The organism is Variovorax sp., from assembly GCF_035634955.1.
In the GTDB taxonomy this organism is placed as follows: Bacteria; Pseudomonadota; Gammaproteobacteria; order Burkholderiales; family Burkholderiaceae_C; genus Variovorax.
This window is the reverse complement of record NZ_DASQBZ010000021.1, coordinates 1-20,146: the sequence shown is the minus strand read 5'-3', so window position 1 is coordinate 20,146 and position 20,146 is coordinate 1. Positions and strand designations below refer to the sequence as shown.

The window sequence follows — 20,146 nt, the reverse complement described above, 5'->3', positions numbered from 1 at the left end:
ATGCTTGCGCCCCGCATGCCACAATCGCCGACATGTTCTGGACACTGCCCACCATCATGACCTGGACGCGCATCGTCGCGATTCCGCTGATCGTCGGGGTGTTCTACCTGCCGCTGGACGCGTCCATGCGCAACCTGATCGCCACGGTCATGTTCATCGTGTTCGCCGCCACCGACTGGCTGGACGGCTATCTGGCACGCAAGCTCAACCAGACCTCCGCCTTCGGCGCCTTCCTCGACCCGGTGGCCGACAAGTTCCTCGTGTGCGCTTCGCTGCTGGTGCTGGTGCACCTGGACCGCGCCAACGTGTTCGTCGCGCTGATCATCATCGGCCGCGAGATCGCCATCTCGGCCCTGCGCGAATGGATGGCGCAGATCGGCGCCGGACGCAGCGTGGCGGTGCACATGCTGGGCAAGGTCAAGACCACCGTGCAGATGGTGGCCATTCCCTTCCTGCTGTTCGACGGCATGCTGTTCGGCGTGATCGACACCGGCCTGTGGGGGCAGTGGCTGATCTGGGCCGCGGCGGTTCTCACCGTCTGGTCGATGGTGTACTACCTGCAAAAGGCGATTCCCGAGATCCGGGCGCGCACGCAATGACCGCGGCCGCGGCGCCGGCGCCGCCTTCTGTGTGGCTGCGTGCCATGCCGGGCATCTTCGTCCTGATCTGGAGCACGGGCTTCATCGTCGCGCGCTACGGCATGCCGTATGCCCCGCCCATGAAGTTCCTGGCCGTGCGTTTTGCGCTTTCTCTCCTGTGCTTCGGCGCCTGGGTCGCGGTTGCGCGCGTGCCGGGGCCGAGCCGGCGTGCGCAGTGGTTGCATCTCGCCGTCACGGGCGTCCTGATGCAGGCCGGCTACCTGGGCGGCGTGTGGGGCGCGGTGAAGGTCGGCATGGGGTCCGGCCTGGCGGCGCTGCTGGTGAGCATCCAGCCGGTGCTGACGGCGATCTGGCTTTCGGCATGGGGCGGGCAGGTTTCGCGGCGCCAATGGGTCGGACTGGGCCTGGGATTCGCCGGCTTGGTGATGGTGGTCTGGCGCAAGCTGGGGCAGGGCGGCGAGGTGACGCCCGAGAGCATGTCGCTGGCGCTGCTCGCGTTGCTGTCGATCACCGCCGGCACCCTCTACCAGAAGCGCTTCGTCGCGCCGTGCGACGTGCGCACCGCCAGCATGGTGCAGTTGGCGGCTGCGCTCGTGGTGAGCCTGCCGTTTGCGCTGCTCGAGCCCGACGCCATGCAGTGGAATGCCCATTCGCTGGGAGCCATGGCCTGGTCCGTGCTGGCGCTGACGCTGGGCGGCAGTTCGCTGCTCTACCTGCTGATCCAGCGCGGCAGCGCGACTTCGGTCACCAGCCTGCTGTACCTGGTGCCGCCGTGCACCGCCTTGATGGCCTGGCTGCTGTTCGGCGAACCGATCACCGCGGTGACGCTGGCCGGCATCGCGGTCACCGCCATCGGCGTGAGCCTGGTGGTGCGCGAACAGCGACAAGGCTGAGCCTGGACGGCGTTGCTATCGGGTTGCGGCCTTGGCGTTTGCCGCTGCCTTCCACGGTTCCTGCCTGAACTGCGCAGCCAGCGCGTCCGCCAGCAGCTGTACCCGGCGCGGCGTACGCGGTTGGTGCGGCGCGATCCAGTGAATGTCGGCATCGTTCATGGCGTGCTGGGGCAGCACCCGCACCAGCCGGCCGGCCGCCATGTGCGGCGCGACGTCCCACAGGCTGCGCAGCATCAGGCCATGGCCGGCCAGGCACCAGTCGCGCACGAGTTCGCCGGAATTGCTCGACAGCGGGCCATCGACGCGCACGCGGCTGGTCGTGCCATCGCGCTCGTGACGCAGGCTCCAGAACGTGGCTGCCTGCGTCGGGCGGCCCGCATCGTCGTTTTCCTGCACGCGCAGGCAAGCGTGGTCGGCCAGGTCGGACGGGATCTGCGGCGTGCCGTGGGCCTTCAGATACGCCGGCGCGGCCACCACCACGCGCTGGTTGCGCGCCAGCCGGCGTGTGCGCCAGTCGGCTGTATGGCGGGCGCGGACCGACCACAGCCAGACCGCACCGTCGAAGCCTTCGGCGGCCAGTTCCGGCAACTTCTCGCCAAGCCGCAGGTCGATGCGCAGTTGCGGATGCGCCGCCTGGAACTCCGCCAGCGCAGGCCCGACCCATTGCCGCCCGAAACCGAGCGTTGCAGCCAGCTTCACGGTGCCCGACAGGCCCAGTTGCCGCTCCCTGAGTTCCGATTCGAGCGCGGCGAACCCGTCGAGCAGGCCGCGTGCGTGAGCGCACACCGCTTCGCCCTCGCGCGTGAGCACGAGGCTGCGGGTCGTGCGCTCGAACAGGCGCTGCCCGAGGCGGGCCTCCAGCGCCGCCAGCCGCTTGGTGACGACCGATGGGACCACGCCGAGCGCGTCGGCCGCGGCGGCCAGGCTGCCGCCGGCCTGCACCTTGAGCACCAGGTCGAGGTCCGCGCGTTCCAGGGAATTCATTCCATTTTGGAAATAGTCGATTGGCGTATTGTTTCTTGATCGAAGGCGCCGCGCAACGCAGAATCACCGCCGTGCTTGACGATTTCACTCCCTTCGACCTGCAGCGCGACGGCGTGCGCATCCACGGCCGCCGCGGCGGCCAGGGCGCGCCATTGCTGCTGCTGCACGGTCATCCGCAGACGCATGTGATCTGGCACCGCGTGGCACCGCTGCTGGCCGCGCATTTCACGCTGGTGATGATCGACCTGCGCGGCTACGGCGATTCCGGCCGTCCGGACCCGGGCGAACGACATGTCGCCTACAGCAAGCGCGAGATGGCGCTGGACGCGCTGGCGGCCATGCGGCATTTCGGATTCGACCGCTTCGACGTTCTGGCCCATGATCGCGGAGCGCGCGTTGCGCACCGGCTGGCGGCCGATCATGCGTCGGCAGTGCATCGGCTGATGCTGCTCGACATTGCGCCGACGCTCGCCATGTACGAGGGCACCGGCGAGGAATTCGCGCGTGCGTACTGGCATTGGTTCTTCTTGATCCAGCCGCCGCCGCTGCCGGAGGCACTGATCGAATCCGACCCTGCACGCTACGTGCGCAGCGTGATGGGCGGACGCCACGCCGGGCTGGCGCCGTTCGCGCCCGAGGCGCTGGCCGAGTACGAGCGCTGCATGGCATTGCCGGGCGCGGCGCAGGCGCTGTGCGAGGACTATCGGGCCTCCGCCGGCATCGACCTGGACCACGACCGCGCGGATGTTGCCGCCGGCATGCGGCTGGGCCAGCCGCTGCGCGTCCTGTGGGGCGCGCACGGCATCGTCGGCCGGTGTTTCGACGTGCTGGCGCTGTGGCGCGAGCGCGCAAACGCGGTGAGCGGCGGGGCGTTGCCCTGCGGCCACTACATTCCCGAGGAGGCGCCCGAGGCGCTGGCCCGCGAGGCCCTCACTTTCTTCAAGGACCCAACGTCATGACCAAGAGCAACAGCAAGAAGCGCATCGCCGTCATCGCCGGCGACGGCATCGGCAAGGAAACCATGCCCGAGGGCATCCGCGTGCTGGACGCGGCCGCGCGCAAGTTCGGCATCGACCTGGCCTTCGACCACTTCGACTTCTCGAGTTGGGACTACTACGAGAAGCACGGCCAGATGATGCCCGACAACTGGCGGGACCTGGTGGGCGGCCACGATGCGATCTACTTCGGCGCCGTCGGATGGCCCGAGAAGATCGCCGACCATGTGTCGCTCTGGGGCTCGCTGCTGCTGTTCCGGCGCGAGTTCGACCAGTACGTCAACCTGCGCCCGGCGCGGCTCATGCCGGGCATCATTGCCCCCGTCGTGCGCCGCGACGGCAAGCCGCGCGAGCCCGGCGAGATCGACATGTACATCGTGCGCGAGAACACCGAGGGCGAATACTCGAGCATCGGTGGCCGCATGTTCCCGGGGACTTCGCGCGAGATCGTGATGCAGGAGACGGTGATGTCGCGCGTGGGCGTGGACCGTGTCCTGAAGTTCGCCTTCGAGCTCGCGCAGTCTCGCCCGAAGAAGCACCTGACCAGCGCCACCAAGAGCAATGGCATCGCGATCACCATGCCGTACTGGGACGAACGCGTGGCCGAGATGGCGGCGCAATACCCGGGCGTCAAGCTGGACAAGTTCCACATCGACATCCTCACGGCGCACTTCGTGCAGCGCCCCGATTTCTTCGACGTGGTGGTGGCCAGCAACTTGTTCGGCGACATCCTGTCCGACCTGGGGCCGGCCTGCACCGGCACGATCGGCATCGCGCCGAGTGCCAACCTCAATCCGGACAGGACGCATCCTTCGCTGTTCGAGCCGGTGCACGGTTCGGCGCCGGACATCGCCGGCAAGGGCATCGCGAACCCGATCGGGCAGATCTGGTGCGGCGCGATGATGCTGGAGTTCCTCGGTCACAAGGACGCGCACGACGCAATCCTGGCGGCCATCGAGCAGGTGCTCACGCCCCAAAGTGGCGCGCCGCGCACGCCCGACGTCGGCGGCAAGGCCAGCACGAGCGACCTCGGCCGGGCGATCGCCGCGGCGCTTTGAGCCAGTCGCTGCGCCGTTGACCGGATGAGACGACGCGGCGAGACGCATGTCACAGTCGCACACGGGGCCTCGTTTCAGGCGGCAGACGAGGCCCCGCAGCTCGTCTTAGAATCGTGGGCATGGCTGGCCGAGAAGGGGGCACCGTCTTATTGACACCCCGTAGGCCAGTGGCTTTAATCCCTTTCGGCAGTGCGCTGCCGACCTGCCTGATTTCCTCCTCCATCGCCGACGCCCTGGCGGCAGTGCCGTACGGGGCTTCGCCATGCAGTCGACGAATCAACCGATCAACACCCATTTCGACAAGGGGCCCTTGTGAACAAGACTGAACTGATTGAGCACATCGCAAAGAACGCAGATATCTCCAAGGCAGCCGCCACCCGGGCCCTCGAGTCCACGCTCGGCGCGATTCGCACCACGCTGAAAAAAGGCAACTCGGTGTCGCTCGTCGGTTTTGGCACTTTCGCAGTCGGAAAGCGTGCCGCCCGCACCGGCCGCAATCCACGCACCGGCGCTGCGATTAAAATCAAGGCCGCCAAGATTCCGAAGTTCCGTCCCGGCAAGGCCCTCAAGGACGCGCTGAACTGAATTTCCGGATCTTCTCGGTGGGGTGCTTAGCTCAGTTGGTAGAGCGGCGCCCTTACAAGGCGTAGGTCGGGGGTTCGAACCCCTCAGCACCCACCACCACCCGGGCGAACAAGGCGAACAATATGTTCGCCTTTTTTGTTGCGTATCGATCGTGCGGGCCACGAAAGCGAGTGAAAGAGCATGTTTGAATCCATCCGCAAGTACAGCAAGTTCACGATGTGGATCTTGTTCTTGCTCATCATTCCGTCGTTCGCGCTGTTCGGCGTCGAGCGGTTCTTCGACGGCAACCAGCGCGGCGAGACCGTGGCCAAGGTGGACGGCCGCGAAATCACGCGCCAGGAATGGGACTTCCGCCATCGCAACGAGGTCGACCGCATCCGCCAGCGCATGCCCAACATCGACGCCGCCATGCTCGACTCGGACGCCGCACGCTACGCGACGCTCGAACGCATGGTGCGCGAGCAGGTGCTGAACATGGCGGCTGCCAAGGCACACCTGACGACCACCGAGGATCAACTGGCCCGCCTGTACGCCGCAGAACCCGCGCTGTCCTCGTTCCGCACGCCCGATGGCAAGTTCGACCGCGAAGGGTTCCAGCGGGCGACGGGGCAGACGCCTCAGCAGTACGAGGCTGGCATGCGCGCGGCCCTGGCCACCCAGCAGGTGCTGGACGGCCTGAGCAACGGCGCCTTCGCGACGACGGCGCAGGCCGACGCGACCCTCGACAGCCTATATGCGCGCCGCGAGGTGCAGCTGGCGCAGTTCAAGCCGGAGAATTTCGCGTCCAAGGTCAATCCGACGGATGCCGAGATAGAGGCGTACTACAAGGAACATGTCGCGCAGTACCAGGCGCCCGAAGAGGCGACCATCCAGTACGTCGTGCTCGACATGGATGCGGTCAAGAAGGACATCACCCTGAACGAGCCTGACCTGCGCACCTACTACGAGCAGAACAAGGACCGGATGGGCAAGCCGGAAGAGCGGCGTGCCAGCCACATCCTGATCACCGTGCCCGAAGGTGCCAGCGCCGACCAGCGCCAGCAAGCCAAGGCCAAGGCCGAAGATCTGCTCAAGCAGGTGCTGGCCAAGCCCGACAGCTTTGCCGAGCTGGCTCGCAAGAATTCGCAGGACCCGGGTTCGGCCGAAAAGGGCGGCGACCTCGACTTCGTCGCGCGCGGCGCCATGGTCAAGCCGTTCGAGGACGCCATGTTCTCCCTCAAGAAGAGCGAGATCGATCCCAAGGTCGTGGAGACCGAGTTCGGCTATCACATCATCCGGCTCGACGACATCAAGCCGGGGTCGGTGCCCACCTTCGAGGAGGCGCGCGCCCGCATCGAGGGCGATCTGCGCACGCAGCAGGCCGTCACCGAGTTCGCCAAGGCGGCCGAGGGCTTCAACGACGTCGTCTATCAGCAGGCAGACAGCCTCCAGCCGGCCGCGGACAAGTTCAAGCTCAAGATCCAGACCGCCAAGGTGAGCCGGCAGCCGGCCCCGGATGCCAAGGGCGCGCTCGCCAACCGCAACTTCCTGGCTGCACTGTTCGCGCCCGACTCGCTCGAGCGCAAGAACAACACCGAGGCCGTCGAAGTCGGAGCCAACCAACTGGCCGCCGGCCGCGTCACGGCGTATGCGCCGGCGCGCACGCGCAGCCTCGACGAGGTCAAGGCGCAGGTGCGCAAGTCGCTGGTCGACAGCCGAGCGGCCGAACTGGCACGCAAGGAAGGTGAAGCCAAGCTGGCAGCATGGCAGGCCGACCCGAAGGGCGCGACCCTGGCGGCGCCGGTGGTGCTGTCGCGCGCCGATGCGCAGAACCAGCCGCCGCAGGTGGTCGACGGCGCGCTGCGCGCAGACGCGGGCAAGCTGCCGGCATGGGTCGGCGTGGACCTGGGCGCGCAAGGCTACGTCGTGGTCAAGGTCGACAAGGCCGTGCCGCGCGAAGCGCCGGCGGCGCAGGCTGCCCAGGCCGAGCAGCAGCAGTTCGCGCAGGTCGTGGCGCAGGCCGAGAGTGCGGCCTACTACAACCTGCTCAAGGCGCGCTACAAGGCGCAGATCCTGGTGCCGAGGCCCCTGCAGGCCGTGCTCGGCGGTTGATCGAACGCCGCTGGTTGGCCTTGCGGACCGGCGGCGACGAATCGGTAAAATTTGAAGCTACAATAGCGTGCTTCATAAATGGTGGCTGTAGCTCAGCTGGTAGAGTCCAGGATTGTGATTCCTGTCGTCGTGGGTTCGAGTCCCATCAGCCACCCCACCGAATAGAAGCGCGTCAAGCGCAAGGTGCCCGGTCCCGCAAGGAACCGGGCATTTTTGTTTGTGGTGCCAGCGCGGCGCCCGCGCGAGCGGCGGCGGCCATGCGGCAGAATCGTCCCATGCAATGCGAGGAGCAATGAATGGGAGAGCTGACCGATCTGGATGCCGAGGCGCTCTCACGCGCCATCCACGCCCGCGAGGTGTCCTGTCGCGAAGTGATGCGGGCCTACCTGGACCGCGTGCATCGGATCAACCCGCACTTCAACGCCATCGTCAGCCTGGCGCCCGATGACGTGCTGCTGGCGCAGGCGGACGAATGCGATGCCGAGCTGGCTCGGGGCCACTCGCGCGGCTGGTTGCACGGCATGCCCCAGGCCATCAAGGACACCGGTCATGCGCTCGGATTTCCGTCGACCATGGGCAGCGCCGTCTATCGCGACCTGATGCCGCAGGCCGACAGCCTCTATGTCGCGCGCATGAAGGCGGCAGGCTGCATCGTCATCGGCAAGACCAACATGCCCGAGTTCGGCCTGGGTTCCCACACGTACAACAGCGTGTTCGGCCTGACGCGCAATGCGTGGGATGCGACCCGCTCGGCCGGTGGCAGCAGTGGTGGCGCTGCCGTCGCGCTGGCCCAGCGGCTGCTGCCGGTGGCCGACGGCTCGGATTTCATGGGGTCGCTGCGCAATCCTGCCGGCTGGAACCACGTGTTCGGCATGCGTCCGAGCCAGGGGCGCGTGCCGGGCTGGCCGCGTCCGGACGTCTGGATCATGCAGTTGGCCACTGACGGCCCCATGGCGCGCAATGTGCGCGATCTGGCCCGGCTCCTGTCGATCCAGGCCGGGCATGATCCGCGCGCTCCGCTTTCCATCGCCGAGGGCCCGCGCGATTTCGTCCCGGGCGCCGTTGCGCGCGCGGGCGATGTCCGCGTCGGCTGGCTGGGCGATCTGGGCGGCCACCTGGCGATGGAGGACGGCGTCCTCGCGACCTGCGAAGGGGCCTTGGACATCCTGGCATCGGCAGGCGCGCAGGTCGAACCCATGGCCCATGGCTTCGCCGCCGAGGCGGTCTGGCAAAGCTGGCTGGTGTGGCGGCGCGCGCTGGTGGCGCCGAACGTGGCCGCGGCGCTGGCATTGCCCGGAGCACGGGACAGGATCAAGCCCGAGGCGCTGTGGGAACATGACAGCGAGCAGGGCCTGAGCTTCGACGCGTTCATGCACGCCAGCATGGCGCGCACCGCCTTCCATTCGCACATGCTGGCGCTTTTGGCGCGTTGCGACGTCCTGGCGCTGCCTTCCGCGCAGGTGTGGCCATTCGACGGCCAGACCCACTGGCCCCGGCAGATCGCCGGCCGCAGCATGGATACCTATCACCGCTGGATGGAGGTGACGCTCTATGCCACCTTTGCCGGGCTGCCGGCCATCAGCATACCGGCCGGATTTGATCCGCAGGGGCGCTGGCCGATGGGCCTGCAATTGATCGGGCGGCCCGGCGGCGATGCCGAACTGCTGCAAATCGCGGCGCTCTACGAGCAATTGGCCCAGCCGATGTTGCAGCGCCGTCCCGCCGAGCCTGTTCAATAGCGCCCGGTTTGCGCGGTGCGTTGCGTAAAAGCCCCTCCGCCTGCGGCGTGAATTCGCTTTGCCGGTGCGGCGGTGCGCCGGTTTACGCCGGGCTCAATATGCAAAGCGCACGTACGACTTAGTCGTCAAACCGGTGTGTTGCGTTTTTTTCTCGTTTGTGACGACGAGAAGGGCTTCTGGTTGGTTTGCGGGTTGGGATGAAATAGAATTTCGCCCATCTCCTAACCTCAGGACTCGCAATGGCCACTCTCGAAGAAATCAATTCACAGATCAAAAAGCATGACGAGCAGATTTCCCAATTGCGCCGTCAAGCCGAGACGCTGCGCAATCAGGAGCGCTCGAGTGTGATCGAGGAGGTGCGCAAGAAGATTGCCGAGTACGGCATTTCGGCCTCCGACCTGAAGCTGAGCGGTCGTTCCGTCGGTCGCCGCGGCGCCGCCGGTGCGGCGGCCCGCACGGTGAAGTATCGTGGCCCCGCTGGCGAGACCTGGTCGGGCGGCCGTGGTCGCAAGCCGCGCTGGGTGACCGAGGCGCTGGCGGCTGGCAAGTCCCTGTCCGACTTCGAAGTCTGATCGCCTGCGCTGGCGGACGGCCGCACAGGCTGCGTCCGACGTCGCCAATATGCTCAAAGCCCGCTTGCGCGGGCTTTTTCATTGCCGGTCCCTGCCTCAGTTGACCATGACCAGCTTGCCTTTGACGCTGCGCGAGCCCATCAACGCATAGGCTTCCTTCAATTGCGCCATCGGGAGGGTGCGGTCGATCACCGGCTTGATCTTGCCTTCGCCGTACCACTGGGCCAATTGCGCCATCATTTGCGCGTTGGCCTGCGGTTCGCGCCGAGCGAAATCGCCCCAGAACACGCCGACGATCGAGGCGCCCTTGAGCAACGTCAGGTTGAGCGGCAGCGACGGAATGGGGCCGGAAGCGAAACCAACCACGAGATAGCGGCCACGCCAGGCGATGGAGCGGAACGCCGGCTCGGCAAAATCGCCGCCCACCGGGTCGTAGATGACGTCGGGCCCTTTGCCGTTCGTGGCCTGCTTGATCGCCTCGCGGAAATCGCCGGGTACGGCGTGCTGGCTGTAATTGATGGTGGCGTCGGCACCGATCGATTTGCACAACGCGCATTTGTCGTCGCTCGAAGCCGCCGCGATCACCCTGGCCCCTGCGGCCTTGGCGATCTGGATGGCGGCCGTGCCGACCCCGCCAGCCGCGCCCAGCACGAGCACCGTTTCGCCCGCCTTGAGCTGTGCGCGGTCGATCAGCGCGTGCCAGGACGTGGCGTAGATCATGATGAAGGCCGCTGCATCGGCGTGGCTGAAGCCATCGGGCAGCGGCATGCACAGGGCTGCCGGTGCCAGCGCATGGGTGCCGAAGCCGCCCGTGCCGGACAGACAGGCGACGTTCTGGCCGACTTTGAGGTTCTTCACGTCGCTGCCGACCGCTTGCACCACGCCAGCGTATTCGGAGCCGGGAACAAACGGCAGGGGCGGCTTGTTCTGGTATTTGTTCTGGACGATCAGCAGATCTGGAAAATTGAGGCTGGCAGCCTTGATTTCGACCAGGACCTGGCCCGGGCCGGGCTGGGGCGTGGGAAGCTCCTTCCAGGTCAGTGCCTCGACACCGATCGGGTTCTCGCAAAGCCAAGCGTGCATGGGGAAAGATCTCCTCTTTGGAGCGGTCATGATACGAGCCGGCGGGGGCGGGCCGATGTCTCAGCGGCGACCTGCCGCGGCCTAGAATCCCGAGGATCCATTCGACGACATGAAAATTCTTATCTCCAACGACGATGGCTACCAGGCGCCGGGCATCGTCGCGCTGCACGAGGCACTGCGCGAAGTGGCTGACGTCGAGGTGATCGCGCCCGAGCACAACAACAGCGCGAAGTCCAACGCCCTGACGCTGGCCGCTCCGCTCTACGTGCACGCCGCGCACAACGGGTTCCGCTATGTGACGGGAACGCCGGCCGATTGCGTGCACATCGCGCTCAAGGGTCTGCTGGACTATCGGCCGGACCTGGTGGTCTCGGGCATCAACAACGGCGCCAACATGGGCGACGACACCATCTATTCGGGCACCGTCGGCGCTGCCATGGAGGCCTATCTGTTCGGCATTCCGGCCATCGCCTTCTCTCAGATCGAGAAGGGGTGGGCGCACGTCGATGCCGCGGCGCAGGTGGCGCGCAGGCTGGTGCGGCAGATCGAGCGCCAGAACATGCTCGGCGGCGAGGCATGGCTTCTCAATGTCAACATTCCGAACCTGCCGCTCGAGCAGATCAAGCCGGTACGCGTGTGTCGCCTGGGACGCCGCCACGCGGGCGAGCGCGTGATCGTGCAGGACAACCCGCGCGGCGAAAAAATGTACTGGATTGCCGGCGCGGGCGGCGCCAAGGACAGCAGCGAAGGCACCGATTTCCATGCCACCGCGGCGGGCCACGTGGCGCTCACGCCGCTGCAGATCGACCTGACCGACCATCAGCGTCTGCCCGCATGGGCCGAAGCGGTGGATCGCCTGGGCAGCACGGCGCTGGACGCGCCGTGAAGGAACGCCCGAGCTTTCCGGCACGGCTCAACACCGGCGGCACATCGACGGGCCCGGCCCGCACGGTGCGTGCCCCTGTCCCTGCGCCTGCACCCGCCAGCCGCGCGACGGCGCAGCGACCCGCGACGGTGGCGCCTGCCGCGCCCGGCGCCGGACAGGCGATGGCGTCGAGTGCGGTGCGTGCGCGCATGGTGCACAAGCTGGCCGCACAAGGCATTGCCGATGCACGCGTGCTGGACGCCATGGGGACCATCGAGCGCCACCGCTTCGTCGACAGCGCGCTGGTCAATCAGGCCTACGAAGACACCAGCCTGCCCATCGGGCTGGCGCAGACCATCTCCAAGCCGAGTGTCGTGGCGCGCATGGTCGAACTGTTGCTCGGCGCACCGGCGCTCGTCGGCCGGCCCGAGGCGCGGCTGGGCCGGGTGCTCGAGATCGGCACCGGCTGCGGCTATCAGGCGGCCGTGCTCGGCCGTGTGGCCGACGAGGTCTACAGCATCGAACGGCTTCGCGGCCTCAACGAGCGCGCCCGAGCCAACCTGCGGCACTTTCGGCTCGCCAACGTGCATCTGATGCTCGGCGATGGGATGCTGGGTTATCCGAAGGGCGCGCCTTATGCCGCCATCATTGCGGCGGCAGGTGGCGACGCCGTTCCGGACGCGTGGGTGGCGCAACTCGCCGTGGGCGGGCGCATCGTCGCACCCACGCGATCAGCACAGGGAGGACAGGCACTGGTCGTGATCGACCGCACGAACGCCGGTGTGCACCGCCGCGTTCTTGAGGCGGTCAACTTTGTCCCTCTAAAATCCGGGATTGCTTGAAGGAGATTGCATGCAGGGACTTGGTCGTCGAGTACGAGTTGTGAGCGCGGTATCCGTGCTGTCGTCGTTGCTCGTATTTGCGGGGTGCTCTACGTCCCATCAGCCCGCCCCCGTGGAAGACCGTGGCGCAGCGGGTACCGGCGTGCCGGGCATGGTGCCGCCGATCACCACTGACGCCTCGGGCAAGCCGCTTCTCGGCATCGAGAACTACGGCAAGCCGGGCTACTACGCCGTGCGCCCCGGTGACACGCTCATTCGCATCGGCCTGGAAACCGGCCAGAGCTGGCGTGACCTGGTCAAGTGGAACAACCTCGAGAACCCCAACGTCATCGAAGTCGGGCAGGTGCTGCGCATCATTCCGCCCAACAGCCCGGCAGCCGCTCCGGCCGCGCCGGTCGTGGCCGCAGCACCCGCCGCTGCACCCGGCACTGCGGCGCCTGCCGCGGCCGCAACAGCTACGGCAGCGGCCGCGGCAGCGCGTCCTTCGCAGCCGCTGGCAGGTGACGACGACCTGGGCTGGATGTGGCCAGCACGGGGTCAACTGCTGGCTGGCTTCGATGACGCGAAGAACAAGGGCCTCGACATCGGCGGCCGCGCGGGCGACCCGATCTACGCGGCGGCCGACGGCAAGGTCGTCTACTCCGGCGCCGGCCTGCGCGGCTACGGCAACCTGATCATCCTGAAGCACAACAACACCTACCTGACTGCCTACGCGCACAACCAGACGTTGCTGGTCAAGGAGGATCAGTCGGTGCAGAAGGGCCAGAAGATCGCCGAGATGGGCAGCACCGACGCCGATCGGACGAAGCTGCATTTCGAGATCCGCCGCCAGGGCAAGCCGGTCGACCCGGCGCGCTATCTGCCTGCACGGTGATGCCGTGGCCGTTTCGCGAACCCGCCGCGATTTCAATGCGAGCGGGTCAGCGAAGCGCGGCGTGGTGGATCCGTCAATCGGTCGAGCGAGCCGGAAACGCTGGAAGTGCGGCGCCTGCGCCTGGGCTTGACGCGTGAGCGCGTGCGGCAGATTCGGAACGAGGCTCCGGCGTCACCTCGTCCGGGCTGGCGTCGGCCGTGATGCCTTTCTTTGAGCCGCGAGCCGCCGCGCGCGGCCTGAGAAAATCCAGCGCATGACGCAATCCATTGAAAATCCCGGCGCTCCTGAATCGCCACCGCACGCCGACGACGACTGGCTCCACGTCGAGTCGCTCGACCTCGACGCGCAGGGCGTCGCCCATCGAGCCGATGGCAAGGTGGTCTTCATCGAAGGCGCGCTGCCCTTCGAGGAGGTGCGCTACAAGCGCCTGCGCGCCAAGAACCAGTGGGAGCAGGGCGTGGTGACCGAGATCCGGCGCGAATCGGCTCAGCGCGTGCGTCCGGGCTGCCCGCACTTCGGACTGCATGCCGGCGCTTGCGGCGGCTGCAAGATGCAGCATCTCGACGAGTCGGCGCAAGTCGCCGTCAAGCAGCGAGCGCTGGAAGACCAGCTCTGGCACCTGGGCAAGGTACGGGCCGAAAACATGCTGCGCCCCCTGCAGGGCCCGGCTTGGCACTACCGCTACCGCGCTCGCCTTTCGGTAAGGCACGTGGTCAAGAAGGGGGCAGTGCTGATCGGCTTTCACGAGCGCAAGAGCCGCTACATTGCCGACATGACCGTCTGCCCGGTGCTTCCCGCGCGGATGAGCGGCATGCTGGTCCCCTTGCGCGGGTTGATCGGTTCGCTCGACGCGCGCGATACCTGCCCGCAGATCGAGCTGGCCTGCGGCGAAGCGCCCGGTTCCTCGGAACTGGGCGTCATCGCGCTCGTGCTGCGTCATCTCGAGCCGCTGTCGAGCGCCGACCTAGCCCGCTTGCGGGCCTTTGCCGACGCGAACGTCGGCGTCCAATGGTGGCTGCAAGCCAAGGGCCCCGACAGCGCGCGCCTGCTCGACGAAGGGGGCTCGGCCCTGTCGTACGAACTGCCGGAGTTCGGGGTGCGCATGCCCTTCAAGCCCACCGACTTCACGCAGGTGAATCCGCACATCAACCGCGTGCTTGTCTCGCGCGCTCTGAGACTGCTCGACGTGCAGCCGGGCGAGCGGGTGATCGACTGGTTCTGCGGCCTTGGAAACTTCACCCTGCCGCTGGCGACGCGGGCCGCCGAAGTGCTGGGTATCGAAGGCAGCGATGCCTTGGTGGCGCGCGCCAACGAGAATTGCACGGCCAACCGGCGTGCGGCGCGGGATGCGGGGCGCAGTTTTGCCGGCAAGGTCGACTTCGTCGCCCGCAATCTCTTCGAGATGACGCCGGACATGCTGGTGCGCGACGGCACGGCTCAGCGGTGGCTGGTCGATCCCCCGCGCGAGGGCGCATTTGCACTGGCCAAGGCGCTGGCGGAACTCCACCAGCAGTCCCTGGCCGGCGCACCTGCGGCGCACGGGTGGGCGCCGCCACGGCGCATCGTCTATGTGAGCTGCAATCCGGCCACCCTCGCGCGCGATGCTGGCCTGCTGGTGCACCAGGCTGGCTATCGTTGCACCCACGCGGGCATGGTCAACATGTTCCCGCACACGGCGCACGTGGAGTCGATGGCGGTGTTCGACCTGGCCTGAGCGGTCCTTGCGCATCCAGGCGAAAAGAGAAAGGGCCCCGAGGGGCCCTTTCGCGTTGAGGTTAGTTGCCGGCCGACGTCAGTCGCTGTCGCCGCCGAAGATGCCCAGCAGGGCAAGCAGGCTCTGGAACACGTTGAACAGGTCCAGGTACAGCGCCAGCGTTGCACTGATGTAGTTGGTTTCGCCGCCGTCGATGATCTGCTTGAGGTCGTACAGCATGTAGGCCGAGAAAATGCCGATCGCTGCGACCGAGATGGCCGCCATGCCCGCGCTTGAACCGACGAACACGTTGATGACTGCACCGACCATGAGCACCAGCGCACCGACGAACAGCCACTTGCCCAGTCCGGACAGGTCGCGCTTGATCACCGTGGCCAGAGTAGCCATGACCAGGAACACGCCTGCCGTTCCGGCAAAGGCGGTCATGACGAGTTCGCCGCCATTCTGGAAGCCGAGCACCGCCGCGATCAGGCGGGAGAGCATCAGGCCCATGAAGAAGGTGAAGCCCAGAAGCACCGGCACCCCGGCTGCCGAATTCTTGGTCTTCTCGATGGCGAACATGAAGCCGAAGGCGCCGCCGAGGAACACGATGAGGCCGAGCCCGCCATGCAGCGAGCGCGTGATCCCGGTGGTCACCCCCAGCCAGGCGCCCAGAACCGTGGGCAGCAGGCTCAGCGCCAGCAGCCAGTATGTGTTGCGAAGTACGCGCTGACGTTGCGCCTGATCGGTATTCAGGCCGTAGCCGCGTGTGGATTCGAGGGTCGTGACGCGCTCGTTCATCGATTCATCTCCTTTGAGTTTGCTTGACTGCGATTGCGCTATCGCCCGGCAGTTGGGGATGATTCTAGGTGGCTGCAAGTGGCAGTGCCCAAATACCCGCGTGCGCCAGTTCCTATTGTCCGTAGGGCTTTGGGGCGGGGAACGCGCCGCGCCGTTGGGCAGTGGCGAAACCTCATTCGAGGGGCGTTATCCTCGAAGGTTCATCGAGCATCCTGAAAGCAATCCATGAAAACCAAGCAATTTCTCGAATTGGCGGACGTCAAGGCCATTGCCGCCGCCGCCGAAGCAGAGGCCCTGAAGAACAACTGGCCGGTCACCATTGCGATCGTCGACGACGGCGGCTACCTTTTGTGGCTGCAGCGCCTCGACGGCGCGGCCGCGGTGTCGGCGCATATCGCGCCGGCCAAGGCACAAACCGCCGCCGTGGGCCGTCGGGAGAGCAAGGTCTACGAAGACGTGGTCAACGGCGGCCGCACCTCGTTCCTTTCGGCGCCGTTCCTGCAGGGCATGCTCGAAGGCGGCGTGCCGATCGTCAAGGATGGCCAGGTGATCGGTGCCGTCGGCGTGAGCGGGGTCAAGTCCAATGAGGACGCACAGGTCGCTCGCGCCGGCATTGCCGCCTTGGGACTCTGACGCAGCGGCCGGACGCAGCGCAGCTTGCTGCGCTTGCGCGTACCGCGACAAGAATGAAAAAAGCCGCAGACCATCGACGTCTGCGGCTTTTCTATTTGAATGTCCCCGTGGAAAAAAATGCTTGGCTGAGGCGAACCAGTGGCTAGCAAAAAACGACCCTCGGAAGCAGATGCTCCTCGAGTCGCCCCACGATGAAACTTGCAAGGGCGGGCGACTGATCCCGGTTATTTGGTCAGGATCAATTTGCCGAGTTTGGTAGCCTGCAGGCGGTAAAGCGCGCCATTGTGCAGAATGCCGACCGTCTTTTGGCCGCGCAGCAGGTCGCCGCTTTCGACCAGCGTGGCAGGCCGTTCTACGACGTCATTCGCATTGCGAACCGCCGGCGTGTGTGCCGGGCGGCCGAGAGGGAAGGCGGTGGTCAGTGTGGTGGACATGGCTGCAAGCAGGTCTTGGCGTTGTCGATGGGCGAATGATAATCGTTATCATTTACCGAGTCAATAGCCCCAATGAAATTGGTGCCATGACGAGGGGTCCCTCTAATGCGAGGCGGGGGTCGGCTCTGTGATAAAGCCGATCTTGGAAACGCCGGCCTCGCGTGCAGCCGACATGGCCTGGGCCACGCGTTCGTAGCGCACTTCCTTGTCGCCGCGGATATGGAGTTCGGGCTGGGGATTCTTCGCTGCCGCCTGGGCGAGCAGCGTCGGCAACTCGGCGTCGGTGATGGTCCGTTCGTTCCAATAGTAGGTGCCGTCCGCGGCGATGCTGAACTGGATCGTCTCCGGTTTGGTCTCTTCGCGCTCGCTGCTGGCGCGCGGCAGGTCGATATTGACCGCATGCTTCATGACCGGCACCGTGATGATGAAGATGATGAGCAGCACGAGCATGACGTCCACCAGGGGCGTCATGTTGATCTCGTTCATCACGTCGTCCGTGTCGTCCTGTGTACCGAAGGCCATGGCATCAGCCCTTCTTCAGGGACACCACCACCGGCGCGCTGCCGGCCTGGACGCGCGCACCCGTGACGAAGTAGGCGTGCAGATCGTGTGCAAAGCTGTTGAGCTTGCCCAGCACGAACTTGTTGCCCCGGACCAGCGCGTTGTAGCCCAGCACTGCGGGAATCGCCACGGCCAGGCCCAGCGCTGTCATGACCAGCGACTCGCCGATGGGGCCGGCGACCTTGTCGATGGTGGCCTGGCCTGCCGAACTGATGCTCATCAGCGCGTGATAGATGCCCCAGACCGTGCCGAACAGGCCGATGAACGGCGCCGTCGAGCCGACCGAGGCCAGGATTGCCAGCCCGCTTTGCAGGCGGGCGGTGAATTCGTCGATTGCATTGCGCAGAGACCGCGTCACCCAGTCGCTGACGTCGAGCGAATCGTGCAGATGTGCCTTGGTGTTGCGGTGGTGAGCGGTCGCCTCCCGGCCCTCCAGCGCCAACACGCGGAACGGGTTGGTGTCGCTGCGTCCCAGCTTTTCCAGTGCAATGCCGAAGTCCTCGCTGTGCCAGAAGTCGGATGCGCGGCGCGCCAGGCGCTTGTAGCGGATGACGTCGATGGCCTTGGTGAGGATCACGATCCAGGAGGCGAGCGACATCACCAGCAGGACGATGGCGACGGCCTTGGTGACGTAGTCCCCCTGCGCCCAGAGGTTCATGAGGCCGAATTGGGATTCCATAGTTGTGACTCCAGCGAGAGATTTGGGGGTTTCAGTTCAGTACGAAGTTGTACGGTGCATCCAGGGCCATGGTCTGGGCGACGCCATCGACCTTGCCGGGAACGTAGGAACAGCGCATGGCGGCCTCGCGGGCGGCCTGGTCCAGGCGCTCATAGCCGCTGGACTTCTTGATTCGCACGTCCCTGGCCTTGCCGTCGGCGCCGACCACGACCGTGAGGGTGACGTGGCCGACTTCGTTCAGCCGGCGGCTCATCGAAGGATAGACCGCGGTGCATGCACGCGCGTAGTCGGCATTGGACGCGGGTAGCTGGACCTTGGGTTGCGCGGGCGGCGCAGGCGGTGCCGGCGGCATGGGCGGCGCGGGCGGTGCCGGTGGCACGGGCGCGGCCTCGATCGGCGGCGGCGGGGGTGGCGGCTTGACCTTGACCACCGGCGCCTTTGGCGCCGGCTTGGGCGACTTCACGGCCAACGGGGCAGGCGGCGGAGGAGGCGGCTCGATGACCGGTGGCTTTGGCGGGGGGGGCGGCGGCGGTTCCGGCGGAGGCGGCGGTTCGATTGGCTTTGGGGGGTCGACGAACTGCGCCAGGATCTGCACCGGCACCACGACTTCGGCAGCGCGCCGCAGCAGGCCCGATTGCAGAGCCCAAAGCGCGCCGACGTGAAACAGCACGACAGTGCCCGCGATGACCGTATTGCGCGAGACGCCGGCCGGCGTCGAACCGAATCTGTCAGACACAGTGAAACCTATGACCAAGGACGGCCACACGGAGTGTCCGCCGGCCGTCCCCACGGGACGAGCCGCTACTTATGAAAAATCCACCAGGCTGTTCCGAGAACGAGGATCAGACTGCAGCCAACCGCGAAGAGTGCCATGCCTTGCTTTCCACAATGGACGTGGCGAGCTCGATGACCGCGGCAGCGCCGTTGCTGTGGCAAGCGGCAACTGAACCCGAAGCGCTGCACTGGGCAACGACTTCGCGCGCGCATCCTTCGCACTGGCCACATTGAGTGGCGACGCCCAGTTCGAGCTGGACTTCATCGAAACTCATGCCCGCGCGCGCATGGCGCGCGATTTCGCGGTCGGAGATTCGGCGGCAGACGCAGACGATCATGGTCGGGGGCAGCAGCGAAGTGGGCTGGCTGTTGGTGAACGGGTTGGGGCATTATAAATACGAATTCCTCGTATTTGCAATCGCGCGTTACCGGTCGGGTCTATCCGGATTCAGACGTCGCTCCACATCCGCAGAAGGTTGTGATATTGGCTTGTCAGGGCCACCGTTTCCTCGCTTTCCCCGAGTCGAGCCCGCAGCTTGATGATGGTCTGGTCGAGCTCGAACAGCATGCGCCGCCGGGTGTCGTCTCGAACCATGCTCTGCAACCAGAAGAAGGCTGCGACGCGCGCGCCGCGGGTCACGGCCTGGACGCGGTGCAGGCTGCTGGCGGGATAGAGGATCAGATCGCCCGCCGGCAGCTTGACTTCGTGCGTACCGTAGGTGTCCACCACTTCCAGTTCGCCGCCGTCGTAGTCGTCCGGATCGCACAGGAACAGGGTGCAGGACAAGTCGGTCCGCAGCAATTCTCCGGAGCCGGGCAGGGCGCGAACGGCGCCGTCCACGTGAAGCCCGTAGTGCTCGCCGCCCTCGTAGCGGTTGAACAGCGGTGGCACGAAACGTCGCGGCAGAGCCGCGGAGAAGAAAAGCGGGTGCTTCGCCAGCGCCGCCACGATCCCCTTGCCCAGTTCACGGCCGACCGGTGAATGCTCCGGCAGCTGGCGGTTCTGCTTGACCTGCGCCCCTTGTTGGCCGACGGTCTCGCGTCCGTCGACCCAGTCGGCGGCATCGAGGGCGTGGCGAAGCTCGCGCACTTGTGGCGCACTGAGCACGCCCGGCACATGCAGCATCATGGTTTGGTTCGCTCCTGATACACCATATAGAGAATGAACAACGCCCCGGCCCGATCTGGGCAGAGGCGCAAGTGTCGCATCGCCGGGAGGCGATGCGCGGTGTGCTCGGTGGCTAGAAAAGGAAGTTGGCGGTGACGCGGAACGAACGCGGGATGCCCGGGGTGTATCGGTAGCCGCTCTTGTTGATGGCTGCCACGTACTCTTCGTCGAAGAGGTTGTAGACGTTGAACTGCAGGTCGAAGTTCTTGTTGATGCGGTAGGA

The 20,146-nt window shown here is 66.2% G+C and carries 22 protein-coding genes, 2 tRNA genes and 1 pseudogene; 16 read left to right on the top strand and 9 right to left on the bottom strand.

The features are described 5' to 3' along the window. The first annotated feature begins 32 nt into the window (after positions 1–32). The gene (pgsA, locus tag VES41_RS10880; protein WP_324816523.1) at positions 33–599 is read left to right on the top strand and encodes a CDP-diacylglycerol--glycerol-3-phosphate 3-phosphatidyltransferase; all 567 of its coding nucleotides are present in this window, start codon (positions 33–35) and stop codon (positions 597–599) included. Next, entirely contained in the window at positions 596–1,492 is an 897-nt protein-coding gene (locus tag VES41_RS10875; protein WP_324816522.1) for a DMT family transporter, read from the top strand. Before pgsA ends, VES41_RS10875 begins: the two co-directional genes overlap by 4 nt. A 15-nt stretch (positions 1,493–1,507) precedes the next feature. Here the strand turns inward: VES41_RS10875 and VES41_RS10870 are convergent, their stop codons facing one another. Then, positions 1,508–2,467 carry a LysR substrate-binding domain-containing protein gene (locus VES41_RS10870; protein ID WP_414719105.1) on the bottom strand — a complete coding sequence of 320 codons (960 nt, stop codon included), beginning with the start codon at positions 2,465–2,467 and terminating at the stop codon, positions 1,508–1,510. 71 nt (positions 2,468–2,538) lie between these two features. Here VES41_RS10870 and VES41_RS10865 point away from each other — a divergent pair, with 71 nt between their 5' ends. From VES41_RS10865 to VES41_RS10830, 8 genes are all read left to right on the top strand, one after another. Then, positions 2,539–3,435 carry an alpha/beta hydrolase gene (locus tag VES41_RS10865; RefSeq protein WP_324816996.1) on the top strand — a complete coding sequence of 299 codons (897 nt, stop codon included), beginning with the start codon at positions 2,539–2,541 and terminating at the stop codon, positions 3,433–3,435. Then, complete coding sequence (locus tag VES41_RS10860; protein ID WP_324816520.1) at positions 3,432–4,529, top strand: tartrate dehydrogenase; 1,098 nt, start codon at positions 3,432–3,434, stop codon at positions 4,527–4,529. Before VES41_RS10865 ends, VES41_RS10860 begins: the two co-directional genes overlap by 4 nt. A gap of 312 nt (positions 4,530–4,841) precedes the next feature. Beyond that, the gene (locus tag VES41_RS10855; RefSeq protein WP_286661617.1) at positions 4,842–5,114 is read left to right on the top strand and encodes an HU family DNA-binding protein; all 273 of its coding nucleotides are present in this window, start codon (positions 4,842–4,844) and stop codon (positions 5,112–5,114) included. A 20-nt stretch (positions 5,115–5,134) separates the two neighbouring features. Next, positions 5,135–5,210: transfer RNA gene (locus VES41_RS10850), tRNA-Val, on the top strand. Positions 5,211–5,294: 84 nt separating this feature from the next. Beyond that, a complete protein-coding gene (locus VES41_RS10845) occupies positions 5,295–7,205 on the top strand; it encodes a SurA N-terminal domain-containing protein (protein ID WP_324816517.1) in 1,911 nt (636 codons plus the stop codon). An 81-nt stretch (positions 7,206–7,286) separates the two neighbouring features. Further along, a tRNA-His gene (locus VES41_RS10840) sits at positions 7,287–7,362 on the top strand. Between the two features lie 139 nt (positions 7,363–7,501). Then, complete coding sequence (locus tag VES41_RS10835; protein ID WP_324816515.1) at positions 7,502–8,944, top strand: amidase; 1,443 nt, start codon at positions 7,502–7,504, stop codon at positions 8,942–8,944. Between the two features lie 239 nt (positions 8,945–9,183). Next, the gene (locus tag VES41_RS10830) at positions 9,184–9,516 is read left to right on the top strand and encodes an H-NS histone family protein (protein ID WP_324816513.1); all 333 of its coding nucleotides are present in this window, start codon (positions 9,184–9,186) and stop codon (positions 9,514–9,516) included. 96 nt (positions 9,517–9,612) lie between these two features. On the opposite strand, the gene VES41_RS10825 is transcribed toward VES41_RS10830, so the two are convergent. Continuing rightward, positions 9,613–10,599 carry an NADPH:quinone oxidoreductase family protein gene (locus VES41_RS10825; RefSeq protein ID WP_324816511.1) on the bottom strand — a complete coding sequence of 329 codons (987 nt, stop codon included), beginning with the start codon at positions 10,597–10,599 and terminating at the stop codon, positions 9,613–9,615. 109 nt (positions 10,600–10,708) lie between these two features. Here VES41_RS10825 and surE point away from each other — a divergent pair, with 109 nt between their 5' ends. The 5 genes and pseudogenes from surE (at position 10,709) to rlmD (ending at position 14,894) form a co-directional block, all read left to right on the top strand. Further along, entirely contained in the window at positions 10,709–11,485 is a 777-nt protein-coding gene (surE, locus tag VES41_RS10820; RefSeq protein WP_324816509.1) for a 5'/3'-nucleotidase SurE, read from the top strand. Then, on the top strand, positions 11,434–12,306 hold the full coding sequence (locus VES41_RS10815) for a protein-L-isoaspartate(D-aspartate) O-methyltransferase (protein ID WP_414719091.1): 873 nt from the start codon (positions 11,434–11,436) through the stop codon (positions 12,304–12,306). The genes surE and VES41_RS10815 overlap by 52 nt, the downstream gene beginning before the upstream one ends. 10 nt (positions 12,307–12,316) lie before the next feature. Beyond that, complete coding sequence (locus VES41_RS10810; protein WP_324816507.1) at positions 12,317–13,180, top strand: peptidoglycan DD-metalloendopeptidase family protein; 864 nt, start codon at positions 12,317–12,319, stop codon at positions 13,178–13,180. Between the two features lie 87 nt (positions 13,181–13,267). After that, positions 13,268–13,394 (top strand): annotated as a pseudogene (locus VES41_RS10805) (RNA polymerase sigma factor RpoS); the annotation flags it as partial. A 39-nt stretch (positions 13,395–13,433) separates the two neighbouring features. Beyond that, positions 13,434–14,894 (top strand): 23S rRNA (uracil(1939)-C(5))-methyltransferase RlmD, encoded by a 1,461-nt coding sequence (gene rlmD / locus VES41_RS10800; RefSeq protein ID WP_324816505.1) that lies wholly within the window; start codon positions 13,434–13,436, stop codon positions 14,892–14,894. A gap of 78 nt (positions 14,895–14,972) precedes the next feature. Here the strand turns inward: rlmD and VES41_RS10795 are convergent, their stop codons facing one another. Further along, entirely contained in the window at positions 14,973–15,674 is a 702-nt protein-coding gene (locus VES41_RS10795; RefSeq protein WP_324816503.1) for a Bax inhibitor-1/YccA family protein, read from the bottom strand. Positions 15,675–15,899: 225 nt separating this feature from the next. On the opposite strand from VES41_RS10795, the gene VES41_RS10790 reads away from it, so the two are divergent. Next, entirely contained in the window at positions 15,900–16,307 is a 408-nt protein-coding gene (locus VES41_RS10790; RefSeq protein ID WP_324816501.1) for a heme-binding protein, read from the top strand. A gap of 224 nt (positions 16,308–16,531) precedes the next feature. Here VES41_RS10790 and hemP read toward each other — a convergent pair whose 3' ends face one another. The 6 genes from hemP to VES41_RS10760 form a co-directional block, all read right to left on the bottom strand. Next, positions 16,532–16,741 (bottom strand): hemin uptake protein HemP, encoded by a 210-nt coding sequence (hemP, locus tag VES41_RS10785; RefSeq protein ID WP_324816499.1) that lies wholly within the window; start codon positions 16,739–16,741, stop codon positions 16,532–16,534. Positions 16,742–16,843: 102 nt separating this feature from the next. After that, entirely contained in the window at positions 16,844–17,263 is a 420-nt protein-coding gene (locus VES41_RS10780) for a biopolymer transporter ExbD (protein WP_324816498.1), read from the bottom strand. Positions 17,264–17,267: 4 nt separating this feature from the next. Beyond that, positions 17,268–17,981, bottom strand: coding sequence for a MotA/TolQ/ExbB proton channel family protein (locus VES41_RS10775; RefSeq protein WP_324816496.1), 714 nt, complete (start codon positions 17,979–17,981; stop codon positions 17,268–17,270). 31 nt (positions 17,982–18,012) lie between these two features. Beyond that, positions 18,013–18,717 carry an energy transducer TonB gene (locus tag VES41_RS10770; RefSeq protein ID WP_324816494.1) on the bottom strand — a complete coding sequence of 235 codons (705 nt, stop codon included), beginning with the start codon at positions 18,715–18,717 and terminating at the stop codon, positions 18,013–18,015. Positions 18,718–18,823: 106 nt separating this feature from the next. Continuing rightward, the gene (locus VES41_RS10765) at positions 18,824–19,093 is read right to left on the bottom strand and encodes a (2Fe-2S)-binding protein (RefSeq protein WP_324816492.1); all 270 of its coding nucleotides are present in this window, start codon (positions 19,091–19,093) and stop codon (positions 18,824–18,826) included. Between the two features lie 110 nt (positions 19,094–19,203). Next, positions 19,204–19,884, bottom strand: coding sequence for a Fe2+-dependent dioxygenase (locus VES41_RS10760; RefSeq protein WP_324816490.1), 681 nt, complete (start codon positions 19,882–19,884; stop codon positions 19,204–19,206). Positions 19,885–20,146: the final 262 nt, after the last annotated feature.

Bases quoted from the DNA above. Each gene is read 5' to 3' on its own strand.
- pgsA (WP_324816523.1), top strand. From the start codon at position 33: ATGTTCTGGACACTGCCCACCATCATGACCTGGACGCGCATCGTCGCG.
- VES41_RS10875 (WP_324816522.1), top strand. From the start codon at position 596: ATGACCGCGGCCGCGGCGCCGGCGCCGCCTTCTGTGTGGCTGCGTGCC.
- VES41_RS10860 (WP_324816520.1), top strand. From the start codon at position 3,432: ATGACCAAGAGCAACAGCAAGAAGCGCATCGCCGTCATCGCCGGCGAC.
- VES41_RS10845 (WP_324816517.1), top strand. From the start codon at position 5,295: ATGTTTGAATCCATCCGCAAGTACAGCAAGTTCACGATGTGGATCTTG.
- VES41_RS10835 (WP_324816515.1), top strand. From the start codon at position 7,502: ATGGGAGAGCTGACCGATCTGGATGCCGAGGCGCTCTCACGCGCCATC.
- VES41_RS10830 (WP_324816513.1), top strand. From the start codon at position 9,184: ATGGCCACTCTCGAAGAAATCAATTCACAGATCAAAAAGCATGACGAG.
- VES41_RS10825 (WP_324816511.1), bottom strand. From the start codon at position 10,599: ATGCACGCTTGGCTTTGCGAGAACCCGATCGGTGTCGAGGCACTGACC.
- surE (WP_324816509.1), top strand. From the start codon at position 10,709: ATGAAAATTCTTATCTCCAACGACGATGGCTACCAGGCGCCGGGCATC.
- VES41_RS10815 (WP_414719091.1), top strand. From the start codon at position 11,434: ATGGGCCGAAGCGGTGGATCGCCTGGGCAGCACGGCGCTGGACGCGCC.
- VES41_RS10810 (WP_324816507.1), top strand. From the start codon at position 12,317: ATGCAGGGACTTGGTCGTCGAGTACGAGTTGTGAGCGCGGTATCCGTG.
- rlmD (WP_324816505.1), top strand. From the start codon at position 13,434: ATGACGCAATCCATTGAAAATCCCGGCGCTCCTGAATCGCCACCGCAC.
- VES41_RS10795 (WP_324816503.1), bottom strand. From the start codon at position 15,674: ATGAACGAGCGCGTCACGACCCTCGAATCCACACGCGGCTACGGCCTG.
- VES41_RS10790 (WP_324816501.1), top strand. From the start codon at position 15,900: ATGAAAACCAAGCAATTTCTCGAATTGGCGGACGTCAAGGCCATTGCC.
- hemP (WP_324816499.1), bottom strand. From the start codon at position 16,741: ATGTCCACCACACTGACCACCGCCTTCCCTCTCGGCCGCCCGGCACAC.
- VES41_RS10780 (WP_324816498.1), bottom strand. From the start codon at position 17,263: ATGGCCTTCGGTACACAGGACGACACGGACGACGTGATGAACGAGATC.
- VES41_RS10775 (WP_324816496.1), bottom strand. From the start codon at position 17,981: ATGGAATCCCAATTCGGCCTCATGAACCTCTGGGCGCAGGGGGACTAC.
- VES41_RS10765 (WP_324816492.1), bottom strand. From the start codon at position 19,093: ATGATCGTCTGCGTCTGCCGCCGAATCTCCGACCGCGAAATCGCGCGC.
- VES41_RS10760 (WP_324816490.1), bottom strand. From the start codon at position 19,884: ATGATGCTGCATGTGCCGGGCGTGCTCAGTGCGCCACAAGTGCGCGAG.